Genomic DNA, 15,311 nt, shown 5'->3' with positions numbered 1-15,311 from the left:
TCACAGGTCGAGCACGTTCTCCAGGCCGACCGTCAGGCCGGGCCGCGCGACCACCGTGCGCACGCCGAGCAGCACGCCCGGCATGAACGACGTCCGGTCGAGCGAGTCGTGGCGGATGGTCAGGGTCTCCCCCTCGCCGCCGAACAGGATCTCCTCGTGCGCCACGAGACCGGGCAGCCGGACCGAATGGACGCGGACGTCCTCGACCGTGGCGCCGCGGGCGCCGGCCAGCTCGGACGTCGTCGCGTCCGGCCCCGGCGCCACACCGGCTTCCGCGCGCGCCGCGGCGATCATCCGGGCGGTGTGCGCGGCGGTGCCGGACGGGGCGTCCGCCTTGCGGTTGTGGTGCAGCTCGATGATCTCGGCCGACGCGTAGAACTTGGCCGCCTGGGCCGCGAACCGCATCGCCAGAACCGCGCCGAGCGCGAAGTTCGGCGCGATCAGCACCCCCAGCGACGGCTTCGGCTCCAGCAACCCGCGCAGCTCGGCCAATCGAGAATCGCTGAAGCCGGTGGTGCCGACGACCGCGTGGATGTCGTGCTCCACCAGGTACTTCAGGTTGTCCATGACGGCGTCGGGGTGGGTGAAGTCGACGACGACCTCCGCTTCGGCCAGCGCCGCGAAGTCGTCGCCCGCGTCGAGCGCCGCGACCACCTTCAGGTCCGAAGCGCCTTCGACGGCGTTCACCACCGTCGCCCCCATCCGGCCGCGCGCGCCGAGCACACCGACGTTGATGGTCATGAAGCGATCACCTCGTGCAAGTCGTCCGGAAGGTCGTCGGCGTGAGCGTACGGCCCCACGACCGCCGCCGCCGAGACCCCGCCCGGCCGCGCGAACAAACTGCGAGCGAGCGCACACACCTCGTCGGTGGTGACGGCGTCGATGCGGGCGATCGTGTCGTCGACGCCCAGGTAGCGGCCGTAGTTGAGCTCGTTCTTGCCGATCCGCGACATCCGCGAGGACGTGTCCTCCAGGCCCAGCACGATGCCGCCGCGCAGCTGGCCCTTGGCGCGGGCCACCTCGGCGTCGGTCAGGCCGTCGACGCCGACCTTGTCGAGCACCTCGCGGATGACGCCGGCGACGTCGCCGAGCTTCTCCGGCTGGCAGCCCGCGTACACGGCCAGGTGGCCGGTGTCGGCGTAGCTCGCGACCGACGAATAGACCTGGTACGCCAGCCCGCGCTGCTCGCGGATCTCCTGGAACAGCCGGGACGACATGCCGCCGCCGAGCGCCGCGTTGAGCACCGACAGCGCGAAGCGGCGGTCGTCGTGGCGCGACAGCGAGCGCAGGCCGAGCATGACGTGCGCCTGCTCGGTGTCGTCGGTGTGCAGGGCCAGCTTCGGGAGGGTCTTGATCCGGGCGCGGCCCTCGCGCGGGGCGATCGGCGTCGCCGCGCCCGTCAGCTTGCCTCGCAACGCCTTGCGCACCAGGCGGAGCACCTGGCCGTGGTCGATGTTCCCGGCCACGGACAGGACCATCCGCGGCAGCGTGTAGCGGCGCTTGTAGAAGTTCCGCAGGGCCGGCGGGGACATGCCGATGATCGACTTCTCGGTGCCCAGCACCGGGCGGCCCAGCGCGTGGTCGCCGAGGACGGCGGTCACGAACGTCTCGTGCAGCAGGTCCTCGGGGTCGTCGTCGCGCATCGAGATCTCTTCGAGGACGACGCTGCGTTCCATGTCCATGTCGCGGTCGGTGCACAGCGCCTCGAACACGACGTCGGTGACCAGGTCCACGGCAAGCGGCAGGTCGGCGTCGAGCACCTGCGCGTAGTAGCAGGTGTGCTCCTTCGCCGTGAAGGCGTTGAACTCGCCGCCGACGGCGTCGATCTCCTCGGCGATCTGCGTGGCGTCGCGGTGCTTGGTGCCCTTGAACAGCAGGTGCTCGAGGTAGTGGGCGGCGCCGGCGACGGCGGCCGGCTCGTCGCGGGAGCCGATGCCCACCCACAGCCCGACCGTGGCCGAGCGGGACGCCGGGACGTGCTCGGTGATCACGCGCAGGCCGCCGGGCAGGACGCTGCGCTTGACGACCGCACCGTCCGGAGTGGACTCGAGCGTGCGGGTGGTGCCGACGGGCTGCTCGTGCCCGGAAACCTGCCGTGCCATGGGTTCCTTACTCACGATGCCGCGAAGGCCCCCTGCCGCCGGGGTCGTGAGTGAGAAACAGTGTTCTAACGCTGTTTCCCACTCACGACCGCCACCGCGGTCAGGAGGCCTTCGGCGGAACTGGTGCTACTTGGCGTCGGCCTTCTCGGCGTCGGCGGGGGCAGCGTCGCCCTCGGGCTTCGCGTCGTCCTCCTTGACCACGATCAGGCTGATCTTGCCGCGGTTGTCGATGTCGGCGATCTCGACGCGGAGCTTGTCGCCCACGTTGACCACGTCCTCGACCTTGGCGATCCGCTTGCCGTTGCCCAGCTTGGAGATGTGCACCAGGCCGTCCTTGCCCGGCAGCAGCGAGACGAACGCGCCGAACGCGGCCGTCTTCACCACGGTGCCGAGGAAGCGCTCGCCGACCTTGGGCAGCTGCGGGTTGGCGATGGCGTTGATCAGGTCGATCGCCGACTCCGCCGACGGGCCGTCGGCCGCGCCCACGTAGATCGTGCCGTCGTCCTCGATGGAGATGTCGGCACCGGTCTGCTCGGTGATCGAGTTGATCATCTTGCCCTTCGGGCCGATGACCTCGCCGATCTTGTCCACCGGGATCTTCACGCTGGTGACGCGCGGGGCGTACGGGCTCATCTCGTCCGGGCCGTCGATCGCCTCGGCGATGACCTCCAGGATGGTGAGGCGAGCGTCCTTCGCCTGCTTCAGCGCGGCGGCGAGCACCTCGGAAGGGATGCCGTCGAGCTTCGTGTCCAGCTGCAGCGCGGTGATGATGTCCTTGGTGCCGGCGACCTTGAAGTCCATGTCGCCGAGGGCGTCCTCGGCACCGAGGATGTCGGTCAGCGCGACGTAGCGCGTCTCGCCGTCGACCTCGTCGGACACCAGGCCCATCGCGATGCCCGCGACCGGCGCCTTCAGCGGCACGCCGGCGTTGTACAGCGCCATGGTGGACGCGCAGACCGAGCCCATCGACGTCGAGCCGTTGGAGCCCAGCGCCTCGGAGACCTGGCGGATCGCGTACGGGAACTCGTCACGCTTCGGCAGCACCGGCACCAGGGCGCGCTCGGCGAGCATGCCGTGGCCGATCTCGCGGCGCTTCGGCGAACCGACGCGGCCGGTCTCACCGGTGGAGAAGGGCGGGAAGTTGTAGTGGTGCATGTAGCGCTTGTGCGTCTCCGGGGACAGCGAGTCGATCTGCTGCTCCAGGCGAAGCATGTTCAGCGTGGTGACACCCAGGATCTGGGTCTCGCCGCGCTCGAACAGCGCCGAGCCGTGCGCCCGCGGGATCACGGCGACCTCGGCCGAGAGCGACCGGATGTCGGTGAGGCCACGGCCGTCCATGCGGATCTTCTCGGTGAGGACCCGCTGGCGCATGATCTTCTTCGTCAGGGCCTTGAACGCCCCGCCGATCTCCTTGTCGCGGCCTTCGAAGGCTTCGCCCTCGCCCAGCCCGACCTTCTCCAGGACGGCGGCCTTGACCTCGTCGGTCGCGGCGTCGCGGTCCTGCTTGCCCGGGATCTGCAGCGCGCGGGCCAGGTCGTCGGTGGCGATCGCCGCGACGGCCTCGTAGACGTCCTGCTCGTAGGCCAGGAAGACCGGGAACTCACCGGTCGGCTTGGCGGCGACGTCGGCCAGCTTCTGCTGGGCCTCGCACAGCACCTTGATGAACGGCTTCGCGGCCTCGAGGCCCGCGGCGACCGCGGCCTCGTCCGGCGCCTGGCCGCCGTCGGCGATCAGGTCGAGCGTGTTCTCGGTGCCTTCGGCCTCGACCATCATGATCGCGACGTCATCACCGACGATGCGGCCCGCGACGACCATGTTGAAGGTCGCCTTCTCCAGCTGCGACCAGGTCGGGAACGCGACCCACTGGCCCTCGATCAGCGCGACGCGCACGCCGCCGACCGGGCCGGAGAACGGCAGGCCGGCGATCTGGGTCGACGCCGACGCGGCGTTGATGGCCAGCACGTCGTACGGGTCGTCCGGGTTGAGGCTCTGGACGGTGATGACGACCTGGATCTCGTTGCGGAGACCGTCGGTGAACGACGGGCGCAGCGGCCGGTCGATCAGGCGGCAGGTCAGGATCGCGTCGGTCGAGGGACGGCCCTCGCGGCGGAAGAACGCGCCCGGGATGCGCCCGGCGGCGTACATGCGCTCCTCGACGTCGACCGTCAGCGGGAAGAAGTCGAAGTGGTCCTTCGGGTGCTTCGACGCGGTCGTCGCCGAGAGCAGCATGGTCTCTTCGTCGAGGTACGCGACGACGGCGCCGGCGGCCTGCTTGGCCAGGCGGCCCGTCTCGAAACGAACGGTGCGAGTGCCGAACTTGCCGTTGTCGATCACGGCTTCGGTCTCGTGCACGGTGACTCCGGTGGAGTCGGTCATAGATGCTTCTCCTCTTTGGTTCCTTCTAGCCGGCGCGAGTCTCCCACCCTGGGACCCGTCTCGCTGAGGACGCTCGAGGAGTGATGCCGGTCTTCGATCGAAGCCCACGGGACTCTTCCCGGGAGCCACTACCGAGGACCGGCGGACGGTCCCTCGTGCGCGCTCGCGCCGTTGTTCTTTAGTCCGAAGGGGAGCGACCGGTGGTCACTCCCCTTCGGTTCAAGCTATCGGCGCAGGCCGAGGCGCTGGATCAGCGCACGGTAACGCTCGATGTCCACCTTCATCACGTAGTTCAGCAGCCGGCGGCGACGGCCGACCAGCAGCAGGAGCCCGCGACGCGAGTGGTGGTCGTGCTTGTGAGCCTTGAGGTGCTCGGTGAGGCCGACGATCCGCTTGGTCAGCAGCGCGACCTGGGCCTCGGGGGATCCCGTGTCCGAGTCGTGCACGCCGTACTCGGCCAGGATCGACTTCTTCTCTTCGGTGGACAGCGCCACTTGTGTTGCTCCTCGAAATAATCAGTGCCGTGCGGCCCCGGACGCGGAATGAACGCCGGGAAGACGGTCACGGCCGCCACGGACTGCAGCCGGACCCGCCCGTGAGGTTACCAGCCCGCTGAACAGGGGCTTCAGGCGCCGTCCAGCTCGAAGGTACGGGCCACCCGGTAGCGGGGGCCGCCCTCTTCGCGCTCGCTGGCCATCAGCGCCACCTCGCCGGCTGACCAGCGGCGGCTGCTGAAGCCCGAGAGCCTCTCTGTCCAACGCCTGGTGAGCCCGGGTTCTTCCCGGGGGAACCGCGCGAGCGTCAGGTGGGCCCGGTAAGGCCTCGGCTCGGCGTCGGCGCCCGCGGCGTGCGCGAGCGGCGTCAGCTCCGATCCGGCGACAGTCAACCACAGCACCCCGGGGAACGTCGCGGCCTTTTCCAGCCGGACGTCGACGGCGCCCCGGCCGGCCAGCCGGTCCGCCAGCCAGGCGGCGCGGGCTTCGACGTCGTCCTGGCCGTAGTAGGCGAGGGTGACGTGCCAGCGCTCCGGCGGCTCCCAGCGCAGGCCGTCCCCGGGTTCGCCGAGAGCTCCCAGTGCTTCGGCGACCGCTTCGACGACGTCGTCCGGCGGGAGCAGCGCGCTGAACAGGACCGGCATCAGGCGCCGTGGCCCGCCCGGCGCAGCAGGTCGGCGATGGCCGGGAACTCGTCGTCGAGCCGCTTGGCGGCCTCGCTCAGGTCCTCGTCCTCGGCCAGGTCGCGCAGGTAGGCGAGGACCTTCTGGTCGTCGTTCACCACCGGGATGTTGTCGCGGCCGACGGTGGGCCGGGCGTCGCGGACGTCCTCCATCGCGGCCAGCATCGCGTCGCGGTTGCCCGCGGCGACCTCGGGCACCAGGATCTTGCGCTCGAGCATGATCATCCTGGCCAGCACGACCGGGTTGCCGATCTTCGCCCGCCGCCCGCTCATCACCTGGCTGAGCATGGGGGCACTGATCCCGAGAACCTCGGCCAGGAACGCCTGCGAAACGTCGAACGCGACGACGAGGCGGCGCACCCGGTCGCCGAGCGGCTCCCCGTACCACTCGCGCTGCAACGCGATGTTGCGCTGGACGATCTTGTGGTCCTCCACCAGTTCCGCTCCCCTAAACCGCTTCGCTTCCCATCGGCGCGCACACCGTCCGTGAGCATCTTGCCATCGCTGCCGGGTGCGTGACCGCGAAATCCCCCTATTCGTCCCCGGTCGGGGCGTCCGGGGGCACCTCCAGTGCCTTTCTCGTCGCGACGACGTCGTCGTCGATCTGCGCGACCAGCCCGGCCGAGTCGGCGAACCGCACCTGGTCGCGCAGCCGCGTCACGAAGTCGATCGCCACGTGCTGGCCGTAGAAGTCCTCGTCGACGTCGAGGACGAACGCCTCGACGGTCCGCTCGCGCCCGGAGAACGTCGGGTTCGTGCCCACCGAGACCGCCGCGCGCAGCCGGCGCTTCGGGTCCGCCGAGCGGGTGAACCAGGCGCTGTAGACGCCGTCGGCCGGGACGGCGGCGAACCGCGGCGTCGACAGGTTCGCCGTCGGGTAGCCGAGCTCGTGGCCCCGGCCGTCGCCGCGGACGACGATGCCCTCCAGGCGGTGCGGGCGGCCGAGCGCCTCGGCCGCGGCGACGACGTCACCCGCGTCGATGCACGACCGGACGTACGTGCTCGAGAACGTGATCGCCGACTGGTCCTCTTCGGACAGTTCCTTGCCCTGCAGCTCGGCGCCGTAGGCGGCGAAGCCGAAGCGGCGGCCGAGGGTGCGCAGCAGCGCGACGTCGCCGGCGGCCTTGGCGCCGAAGGTGAAGTTGTCGCCGACGACCACCGCGGCCGCGTGCAGCCGGTCGACGAGCACCTCGTGCACGAACTCCTCCGGCTGCAGCCGCGAGAGCTCCAGGGTGAAGGGCAGCACGCAGAAGACGTCGACGCCGAGGCTCTCGACGATTTCCGCCTTGCGCCGCAACGTGGTCAGCTGCGCCGGGTGGCTGCCGGGACGCAGCACCTCCGACGGGTGCGGGTCGAACGTCAGCATGACGCTCGGCAGCCCGCGTTCGGCCGCCGCGGCCACGGTCCGGCTGACCAGCTCCTGGTGCCCGCGGTGCACCCCGTCGAACACGCCGATGGTGACCACGCACCGGCCCCAGCCGCCGGGGAGGTCCCCCAGCCCACGCCACCGCAGCACGTCAGACTCCCGTCTCTCCAGGGCCACCCTAGGCGGGCAGCAGCACGACCACTGCTCGGGACACACCTTCTTCGTCGGCGGCCAGGGCGAGCGCCCGGCCGTCGGGCCCGAAGAGCCCGTAGGTGCCTTCGACGCCCGCGGCGGGGATGCGCTGGCCGTGCCGGACCGCTTTCGCCGTCGCCGCGTCGAGGTCGCGGCGCGGGAAGGCCGCCGCGACGGCGGCGTCGAGGTCCAGGCTCAGCTCGGGGGTCTCCTCGAGCTGGTCGAGGGTCCGCGCCTTGGCCAGCGTGAACGGGCCGACCGTGGTGCGGCGGAGGGCCTGGAGGTGGCCGCCGACGCCGAGGTCGGTCCCCAGGTCGCGGGCCAGCGCGCGGACGTAGGTGCCGGAGGAGCACTCGACGACGGCGTCCACCTCGACGTGGTCCTCCTCGTGGCGGATCGCGAGGACGTCGAACCGGTAGACGGTGACCGGGCGCGGCGGGAGGACGACGTCCTCGCCCGCGCGGACCCGGGCGTAGGCGCGCTTGCCGTCGATCTTGACGGCGCTCACCGCGCTGGGCACCTGCTGGATGGCGCCGGTCAGCTTGGCCACGCCCCGCGCGATGTCGTCGTCCTCCACGTGCGTGGTCTCGGCTTGCGTGAGGACCTCGCCCTCGGCGTCGTCGGTCGTGGTGCTGCTGCCGAGGCTGAGGGTGGCCAGGTAGGTCTTGCGGTCCAGCGCGAGGTGGCCGAGCAGCTTGGTGGCGCGCTCGATGCCGAGCACCAGCACGCCGGTCGCCATCGGGTCGAGCGTGCCGGCGTGCCCGACCTTGCGGGTCCCCATGATGCGGCGGGCCCGGGCGACGACGTCGTGCGACGTCATCCCGGCGGGCTTGTCGACGATCACGAGACCGGGCGGCGGGGCAGGACGGCGGGGCGGCTTGGGGCTCGACACGCGGCAACCCTAGCGGCCGCTGATCGTGGTTCGATCAGGCCGCTCGGCGTTCGCTGCCGAGAGTTCGCCGCGTGGGCGGGAACCCACCAGTGCCTCGTCGTGGTGCGCGACGGGACGGCGTTCTCGGCGGTCCTGCCGCGCGCGCCGACACCGGCGGCGCTGCTGATCGACGCCGCCCGCGTGCATCCCTCGGGGCAGGCCGTGCCCGCGGCTCCTGCCGGCTTCGGTCAAGCGGCCACGATCGGCGTCTCCGGCAGCGCCGCGTCCCAGCGGCGGCGGGTGATGCGCACCGGCAGCTCCTCGCCGCGGGCCTCGGCGAGGAACAGGTGGGCGCGTGTGCGGCGCCACCACACCAGCATCCGGGACGTGCCCAGCGCCAGGATCGCCACGATCGCCAGCAGCGAGATCCGGAAGTTCCCGCCCGTCCACTGCAGCAGCACGCCGACGAGCAGGGCGGCGATGGTCGTCGCCACGAAGCCGCCGACGTTGACCACGCCCGTCGCCGTGCCGACGCGGGACAGCGGGTTGTAGTCGCGGGCGAGCGCGAAGCCGATCATCGACGCCGGGCCGCCGAGTGCGAGGAACGCGAACGCCGGCACCAGCAGCGCCACCGGCACCTGGCCCGGCCAGCTCAGCAGCACCGCCCAGATCAGCGCGGCCCCGCCGATGTAGCCGCCGACCAGCGGCATCCGCAGCGACGGGCGCCTGCCGATCACGCCGCCGAGCAGCGGACCGCCGGCCATCGAGCCGAAGACGAACACGGTCAGCAACGCGCTCGCGGTGGCCTTCGACTGCCCCTGGCCCTGCACCAGCCAGGGCACGCCCCACAGCAGCGTCAGGGCGTTGGGGGCGAACATGGTGCTGAAGTGGACCCAGAAGCCCAGCCGCGTCCCGGGCGTCCGCCACGCCTCGGCGACCTGGTGGGCGAGCTCGCGCGGGCGGACGGCTTCGCGTTCCGGCTGCGTGACGCCGGCCGGGACGTCGCGGACCCGGAGCGTCACGACCACGGTGTAGAGGACGGTGACGGCGCCGACGGCGAGGAAGGTCGGGGTCCAGCCGGCGCTGTCGAGCACCAGCGAGAGCGGGACGGTGGCGGCGAGGTTGCCGATGTAGCCGACGGCCGCGGTGAACGACGTCAACAGCGCGTACTGGCGGCCCGGGAAGTGGGCCGCGACCAGGCGCAGCACGCTGACGAAGGTGAGCGCGTCGCCGAGGCCGAGCACGCCGCGGGCGAGTAGGCCGAGGCCGTAGGAGTGCGCGACGCCGAGGAGGAGCTGGCCGGCGCCGAGCACCAGCACCGCGACGGTGAGGACGCGGCGGGGACCGTAGCGGTCGACCAGGACGCCGGTCGGGATCTGCATGGCGGCGTAGACGCCGACCTGGAGGACGGTGAACGTCCCGAGCGCGGCCGCGCCGACGCCGAAGCGCTCGGCCGCCTGCAGCCCGGCGACGCCGAAGGAGGTGCGGTGGAAGACCGCGAGGAGGTAGACGGTGACGGCGGCGAGCCAGATGAGCCAGGACCGGGCGGTGGCGCGGCCGGTGGCGGGCGGCACAAGTTCCTCCAGGGATTCGGCGTACGAGTGGTGCGGACGCCTGCGCTGCCGTCCCTATTACTTGTAGCGCCTAAGCAACGGCGAAACATAGCTGTGATCCCGGTGGCGTTCACCACATGGTTGTATGTGAATCTCATTCGCGTTCGGGGGTGGTGTCGTGACCGGACTACGCGGGGCGCACGCGGTGATCACAGGCGGGTCCAGCGGGATCGGCCTGGCGACGGCGGCCGCGCTGGCCGCGCGCGGCGCGTCGGTGTCGCTGGTGGCCCGGGACGAATCGCGGCTCCGGAAGGCTTCGGTGTCGCTGAAGTCACGCGGCTTCTCGGTCCGGACGGCCGTCGCCGACGTCTCTTCGCAGGCGGAGGTGGCGGAGGCGTTCTCGTCGTTGGAGGCGGCCGCCGGGCCGTGCGACGTCCTGGTGACGTCGGCCGGCCAGGCGCGTCCGGGCGAGTTCCTGGAGCTGGACGACGAGGTCTTCCGGCGGATGGTGGAGGTCGACTACTTCGGGACGCTGCACGCGGTCCGCGCGGTGGCGCCGTCGATGGTCCGGCGACGGTCCGGGTCGATCGTGGCGATCTCGTCGGCGGCCGCGGTGCTGGGGATCTACGGGTACACGGCGTACGCGCCGGCGAAGTTCGCGGTGCGCGGGCTGATGGAGGCGTTGCGCGACGAGCTGAACCCGGCCGGGGTGCACGTCGCGTGCGTGTACCCGCCGGACGTCGACACGCCGCAGCTGGCCGAGGAGAACCGCTGGAAGCCCGCGGAGACGGCGGCGATCAGCGGGACGATCCGCCCGATGGCGGCCGAGGCCGTCGCGTCGGCGATCGTGCGGGCGGTGGAACGCGAGCGGTACGCGGTCTACCCGGACCGATCAGTGGCCCTGCTCGCGGCGCTCGGCCCGCTGGCGGCCCCGTTCCTGCGGCGGATGGTGGACCGCCGGGTCCGCCACGCCCGCCGAGCCCGAGCCTGAACCCGTCATTCGCGTGACGGAAGCCGGAACTCGCGTGATTGAGCACGGAAGTCGTGTGATTGAAGCCGGAACTCGCGAGTTACGGCTTCGATCACGCGAGTTGCGGCCCGAATCACGCGAGTTCCGGCTCTGATCACGCGGGTTACGCCGGGCGGATCGCGCCCGTTACCGCCCAGGTTCCGGAGCGCCAGCGGTACAGGACGAACGCCAGGCGGAGGACCATGAACAGCGAGAGGCCGGTCCAGATGCCCGTCAGGCCCCAGCCGAAGCCCAGCGACGCCCAGATCAGCGGCAGGAAACCGAGTGCCGCGCTGCCGAGGGTCGCGTTGCGGAGGAACGCCGCGTCACCCGCGCCCAGCAGGACGCCGTCCAGTGCGAAGACCACCCCCGCGATCGGCTGCAGCGCCACGAAGAACCACCACGCGTGCGGGATCTCCGCCAGCACCCCCGGGTCGGACGTGAACGCGTGCGGCAGCACCCACGACAGCGCCGCGAACAGCACGCACAGGAAGCACCCCAGCAGCAGCCCGTACCCGGTGATCTGCGCCGCCACCCCGCGCGCCTGCCGCGCCGAGTTCGCCCCCAACGCCGCCCCGACCAGGGACTGCGCCGCGATGGCCACCGAGTCCAGCACCAGCGCCAGGAACGTCCACAGCTGCAGCACCACCTGGTGCGCGCCCACCGCCTCGGTCGACGTCCGGGCCGCGACCGCCGCCGCCGAGATGAAGCACGCCTGGAACGCGAGGCTGCGCAGCACCAGATCGCGGCCGAGGCCGAGCTGCGCGCGCATCACCTTGAAGTCCGGCCGGAGCCCAGCCTTCTCGCGCACCAGCGCCGCGAGGAACAGCGACGCCGAAATCACCTGCGCGACGACGTTCGCGATCGCCGAGCCCTCCAGCCCGAGCCCGGCCCAGTAGACCAGCACCGGGCACAGCACGGCCGAGATCCCGTTGCCCGCGAGGACGTACCGCAACGGCTTCGCGGCGTCCTGCACCCCGCGCATCCAGCCGTTGCCTGCCATCGTGACGAGGATCAGCGGCGCCCCGAACAGCGCGATCCGCACCCACGACACCGCCGCGGCCGCGATCTCGTCGCTGCCCGACAGCGCCCGCGCGATCGGCCAGGCCAGCAGCTGTCCCGCGACCAGCACGAAGAGCCCGACGAACACCGCGAGCCAGGTCGCCTGCACGCCCTCGCGGACCGCGTCGGCCCGGCGGCCGGCGCCGTGCAGCCGGGCGGTGCGCGACGTCGTGCCGTACGACAGGAACGTCAGCTGGCTCGACACCTGGGCCAGCACGACGCCGCCGAGCGCGAGCCCGGCCAGCGGCAGCGCGCCCAGGTGGCCGACCACCGCCGTGTCGACCAGCACGTACAACGGCTCGGCCGCCAGCACCCCCAGCGCGGGCACGGCCAGGCCGAGCACACGCTTCGCCGGGAGCCGCTCCCGCTCCTCCACATTCACCACGAACCGGACTCTAGCCGCCACCACCGACAGTTCCGGAGTGCGGGAAGCGTCCGTTCAGCCGCACCGGCAGCGCCCGCAGCGACCGGCTCCGGAACGCCGAGCGCCACTCCACCTCCGCGTACGGCACGGCGAGCGACATCCCCGGGTAGCGCGAGAACAACGCCTCGAGCCCGATCGACAGTTCGAGCCGGGCCAGCGGCGCGCCGAGGCAGTAGTGCGGACCGAACCCGAAGCCGACGTGCGGGTTCTCGGCCCGCGACGGGTCGAAGACGTCCGCGTCGGGGAACACCGACGCGTCGCGGTGCGCCGAGGCCACGGCGAGCAGCACGGTCTCGCCCGCCGGGATCGTCGTGCCGCCGATCTCGACGTCCTCCGTCGGGAACCGGCGGATCGCCAGCTGCAGCGGCGAAGCGTGCCGGACCAGTTCGTCCACAGTGGACGAGGTGAGCCCGGCCGACAGCAGCTCCGCCAGGCCGTTGCCCAGCACGTGCACCACGTTCTCGTACCCGGCGAGCAGCAGCAGGAACGCCGCGCTCAGCATCTCGTCGGCGGACAGGGAGTCCGCGACCACGCTCAGCAGGTCCTCCCCCGGCGACGCCCGCTTCGCCTCGACCAGCGCCGTCAGGAACGCGTACAGCGAGCCCATCGCCGCCCGCGCCCGCCCGGCGTCGGCAGGCACCAGGACCGCGTCGGTCCATTCGCGGAACCGCGTGACGTCGGCGGGCGGGACGCCGAGCAGCGTGCAGATCACCCGGATGGGCAGCGGGACGCAGAACTCGGCGAGCAGGTCGGCCCCGGTCACCGCGTCCGCCAGCGCACCCGCGATCTCCTCGACGGCCGGGCGCAGCGCCTCGACCCGGCGCGGCGTGAACGCGCGGCCCAGGATCCGCCGCAGCCGCGTGTGGTCGGGCGCGTCCAGGTTGAGCAGGTTCTTGTCCAGCGCGGGCGGCAGCGCCAGCCCGCGGTAGCCGGTGGTGGCGTTCGCCTTGTCGAGGGACAGCCGCGGGTCGGCGAGGGCCGCGCGGACGTCGTCGTAGCCGGTGACCAGCCAGACCGGCGAGCCGTCCGGCGCCTCGGCCCGGTGCACCGGGCCGACCGCGCGCAGCCGCGCGTACGAGCACACCGGGTCCTTCAGGAACTCCTCGTCGAACCGCACCACCACCCGGCTCAGCCTAGAGCAGCGGCGCGCGCTCCAGCGCCGCCCGCAGACCGGCCAGGACCTCCTCCGCGGTGCCCGCGACCGTGCAGCCCGCGGCCTGCCGGTGCCCGCCGCCGCCGAACTCCGCCGCCACCGCCGAGACGTCGATCCCGATGCTGCGCAAGGAGATCTGCCACTGCGCGGGGTTGCCCAGGTCCTGTTTGAGCACCGCCGCGACGGCCGCCTCGCGCACCGAGCGGACGACGTCGATCACCGACTCGACCTCCTCGGCGCGCACCGTCCGCGCCGCGTCCACCCGGACCACCGCGTGCACGAATCCCTTGCCCTGCGCGGCTTCCGGCTCCAGCTGCGCCTCGCGCAGCACCGACGACAGCATCGGCAGCCACGTGAACGGCCGCTCGTCGACGATCCGCCGCACCACCAGCTCGGCGTCGACGCCCGCCTCCAGCAGCCGCGCCGCCATCCGGTGCGTCTCGGGACTCGCCCGCCGGAACCCGCTCGTGTCGGTGACGATGCCCGCGTAGATCCCGCGGGCGATCGGCTCGTCCAGCTCGACGCCCATCGCGTCCAGGATCCGGAACACCAGGATCGCGCTGGCCTCGGCGGACTCGTCGACGACGTTGCAGCCGCCGTAGCACGCGTTGGTCGCGTGGTGGTCGATCACCAGCACCGAGCCGGCGAGCTCGACCCGCCCGGCGAGCCGGCCCAGCCGCTTCGGCACCGGCGTGTCGACGCAGACCAGCAGCGCCTCGGTGTCGGGCAGGTCGTCCGGGTGGGTGAGCAGGCCGTCCTCGTCGAGCCACCGCAGCGTCTCGGGCGCCTCGTCGGGCTCGCCGAAGGAGACACGCACCTTCGCGCCGCGCTGGTGCAACGCCCGGCCGAGGGCGAGCGCGCTGCCCAGGGCGTCCGCGTCGGGGCGGACGTGGCCGAGCACCGTCACGTCGGTCGCCGACGCGAGCAGCGCCGCCGCGTCCCGGATGTCCTGCGCCAAAGTAGGGGTCACGGTGCGTCACGCTACGCTCTGCGGGATGCCTGAGTACGTGATCCTGGTCCACCCGTCCGCCAACCGGGTCTACGCCGCCTCCTCCCCCGCGCTGCTGCGCGCCGAGCTGGCGATCTTCGGCACGACGCTGTCGGCCGAGCTGTCCGGGATCGAGGAGGTCGAGCTCGGCGGCGTCGGCTACGTGCGCTTCACCAGCTCGGCGGCCCTGGGCGAGCGCGACCTCGCGCTGCTGTCGAACCTGTCGTCGCTGTACGCGCTGTTCGAGCTGGGTGACGGCGTCCTGCGCCCGGTCACCGTGACGCCGCTGGCGAAGGCCGACTCGGACCTGCTGACCATCCAGAAGTACGCCGGCAAGACCAACGAGTCGTTCACGAAGCTGCTGCTGAACGTGACGCTGCTGGCGGCGGCGGACCCGTTCTCCGACCGGCCGAAGTACCTGCTCGACCCGCTGTGCGGCCGCGGCACCACGCTCAACCAGGCGATCATGTACGGCCTGCACGCCACCGGCCTGGACGTCGACGCCAAGGACTTCGAGGCCTACGAAGCGTTCATCAAGACGTGGCTGCGGAACAAGCGCGTCAAGCACACCGCCGACTCGGGACAGCTGCGCCGCAACAAGGTCCGGCTCGGGCGCCGGCTCGACATCGAGTACGCGCTGAACAAGGAAGACTACAAAACCGGCGACACCCGCAAGCTCACCTACTTCCAGGCCGACACGCTGACCACCGACGAGGTGCTGCGGGCGAACTCGTGCGACGTGATCGTCACCGACGCGCCGTACGGCGTCCAGCACGGCAGCCACCGCGAAGCCGGCCTGCAGCGCAGCCCACGCGACCTCCTCGCGGCGGCCGTCCCGGTGTGGACGCGCGTGCTGCGCCCGGGCGGCGCGCTCGGCATCTCGTGGAACACCACCGTGCTGCCGCGCGAAGAACTCGTCGAGGTGCTGCGGAAAGCCGGGCTCGACGTCCGCGAAGGCGGGCCGTGGGCGGAGTTCGGCCACCGGGTCGACCAGGCCATCCTGCGTGACCTGGTCGTCGCGGTGAAGCCCACGTCTTGA

At 72.0% G+C, this 15,311-nt stretch carries 14 protein-coding genes; 2 read left to right on the top strand and 12 right to left on the bottom strand.

What is annotated here, in order from left to right; genetic code table 11:
- The 9 genes from dapB to OG738_RS25590 form a co-directional block, all read right to left on the bottom strand.
- Positions 1–741, bottom strand: coding sequence for a 4-hydroxy-tetrahydrodipicolinate reductase (dapB, locus tag OG738_RS25630; protein ID WP_329044668.1), 741 nt, complete (start codon positions 739–741; stop codon positions 1–3).
- The gene (locus OG738_RS25625) at positions 738–2,102 is read right to left on the bottom strand and encodes a M16 family metallopeptidase (RefSeq protein ID WP_329044667.1); all 1,365 of its coding nucleotides are present in this window, start codon (positions 2,100–2,102) and stop codon (positions 738–740) included. The genes dapB and OG738_RS25625 overlap by 4 nt, the downstream gene beginning before the upstream one ends.
- A gap of 126 nt (positions 2,103–2,228) precedes the next feature.
- The gene (locus tag OG738_RS25620) at positions 2,229–4,478 is read right to left on the bottom strand and encodes a polyribonucleotide nucleotidyltransferase (RefSeq protein WP_329044666.1); all 2,250 of its coding nucleotides are present in this window, start codon (positions 4,476–4,478) and stop codon (positions 2,229–2,231) included.
- A gap of 224 nt (positions 4,479–4,702) precedes the next feature.
- Positions 4,703–4,972, bottom strand: coding sequence for a 30S ribosomal protein S15 (gene rpsO, locus OG738_RS25615; RefSeq protein ID WP_003084034.1), 270 nt, complete (start codon positions 4,970–4,972; stop codon positions 4,703–4,705).
- Positions 4,973–5,103: 131 nt separating this feature from the next.
- Entirely contained in the window at positions 5,104–5,616 is a 513-nt protein-coding gene (thpR, locus tag OG738_RS25610; RefSeq protein ID WP_329044665.1) for an RNA 2',3'-cyclic phosphodiesterase, read from the bottom strand.
- Positions 5,616–6,089: a helix-turn-helix transcriptional regulator gene (locus OG738_RS25605; RefSeq protein ID WP_329044664.1), complete on the bottom strand. Its 474-nt coding sequence runs from the start codon at positions 6,087–6,089 to the stop codon at positions 5,616–5,618. Before OG738_RS25605 ends, thpR begins: the two co-directional genes overlap by 1 nt.
- Before the next feature lie 97 nt (positions 6,090–6,186).
- Positions 6,187–7,170 (bottom strand): bifunctional riboflavin kinase/FAD synthetase, encoded by a 984-nt coding sequence (locus tag OG738_RS25600; RefSeq protein WP_329044663.1) that lies wholly within the window; start codon positions 7,168–7,170, stop codon positions 6,187–6,189.
- Positions 7,171–7,198: 28 nt separating this feature from the next.
- The gene (truB, locus tag OG738_RS25595) at positions 7,199–8,104 is read right to left on the bottom strand and encodes a tRNA pseudouridine(55) synthase TruB (RefSeq protein WP_329044661.1); all 906 of its coding nucleotides are present in this window, start codon (positions 8,102–8,104) and stop codon (positions 7,199–7,201) included.
- A gap of 227 nt (positions 8,105–8,331) precedes the next feature.
- Positions 8,332–9,657 carry an MFS transporter gene (locus OG738_RS25590; protein WP_329044659.1) on the bottom strand — a complete coding sequence of 442 codons (1,326 nt, stop codon included), beginning with the start codon at positions 9,655–9,657 and terminating at the stop codon, positions 8,332–8,334.
- Between the two features lie 157 nt (positions 9,658–9,814).
- Here OG738_RS25590 and OG738_RS25585 point away from each other — a divergent pair, with 157 nt between their 5' ends.
- Positions 9,815–10,627 carry an SDR family oxidoreductase gene (locus OG738_RS25585; protein WP_329044658.1) on the top strand — a complete coding sequence of 271 codons (813 nt, stop codon included), beginning with the start codon at positions 9,815–9,817 and terminating at the stop codon, positions 10,625–10,627.
- Between the two features lie 142 nt (positions 10,628–10,769).
- On the opposite strand, the gene OG738_RS25580 is transcribed toward OG738_RS25585, so the two are convergent.
- The 3 genes from OG738_RS25580 to OG738_RS25570 are packed head-to-tail and all read right to left on the bottom strand — an operon-like array spanning position 10,770 to position 14,254.
- Entirely contained in the window at positions 10,770–12,089 is a 1,320-nt protein-coding gene (locus tag OG738_RS25580; RefSeq protein WP_329056835.1) for an MATE family efflux transporter, read from the bottom strand.
- 13 nt (positions 12,090–12,102) lie between these two features.
- Complete coding sequence (locus OG738_RS25575; RefSeq protein WP_329044656.1) at positions 12,103–13,254, bottom strand: cytochrome P450 family protein; 1,152 nt, start codon at positions 13,252–13,254, stop codon at positions 12,103–12,105.
- Between the two features lie 10 nt (positions 13,255–13,264).
- Positions 13,265–14,254 carry a DHH family phosphoesterase gene (locus OG738_RS25570; protein ID WP_329044655.1) on the bottom strand — a complete coding sequence of 330 codons (990 nt, stop codon included), beginning with the start codon at positions 14,252–14,254 and terminating at the stop codon, positions 13,265–13,267.
- A gap of 25 nt (positions 14,255–14,279) precedes the next feature.
- On the opposite strand from OG738_RS25570, the gene OG738_RS25565 reads away from it, so the two are divergent.
- Positions 14,280–15,311, top strand: a complete 1,032-nt coding sequence (locus tag OG738_RS25565; RefSeq protein ID WP_329044654.1) for a TRM11 family SAM-dependent methyltransferase — start codon at positions 14,280–14,282, stop codon at positions 15,309–15,311.

The sequence above is a fragment of the Amycolatopsis sp. NBC_01488 genome, from assembly GCF_036227105.1.
In the GTDB taxonomy this organism is placed as follows: Bacteria; Actinomycetota; Actinomycetes; order Mycobacteriales; family Pseudonocardiaceae; genus Amycolatopsis.
Note: the sequence above shows the minus strand (reverse complement) of the source record. Positions and strands in the feature narration are given on the sequence as shown.

What these genes read in the sequence shown, in the direction of transcription:
- dapB (WP_329044668.1), bottom strand. Translation starts at nt 741, where the DNA reads ATGACCATCAACGTCGGTGTGCTCGGCGCGCGCGGCCGGATGGGGGCG.
- thpR (WP_329044665.1), bottom strand. Translation starts at nt 5,616, where the DNA reads ATGCCGGTCCTGTTCAGCGCGCTGCTCCCGCCGGACGACGTCGTCGAA.
- OG738_RS25620 (WP_329044666.1), bottom strand. Translation starts at nt 4,478, where the DNA reads ATGACCGACTCCACCGGAGTCACCGTGCACGAGACCGAAGCCGTGATC.
- OG738_RS25625 (WP_329044667.1), bottom strand. Translation starts at nt 2,102, where the DNA reads ATGGCACGGCAGGTTTCCGGGCACGAGCAGCCCGTCGGCACCACCCGC.
- OG738_RS25565 (WP_329044654.1), top strand. Translation starts at nt 14,280, where the DNA reads ATGCCTGAGTACGTGATCCTGGTCCACCCGTCCGCCAACCGGGTCTAC.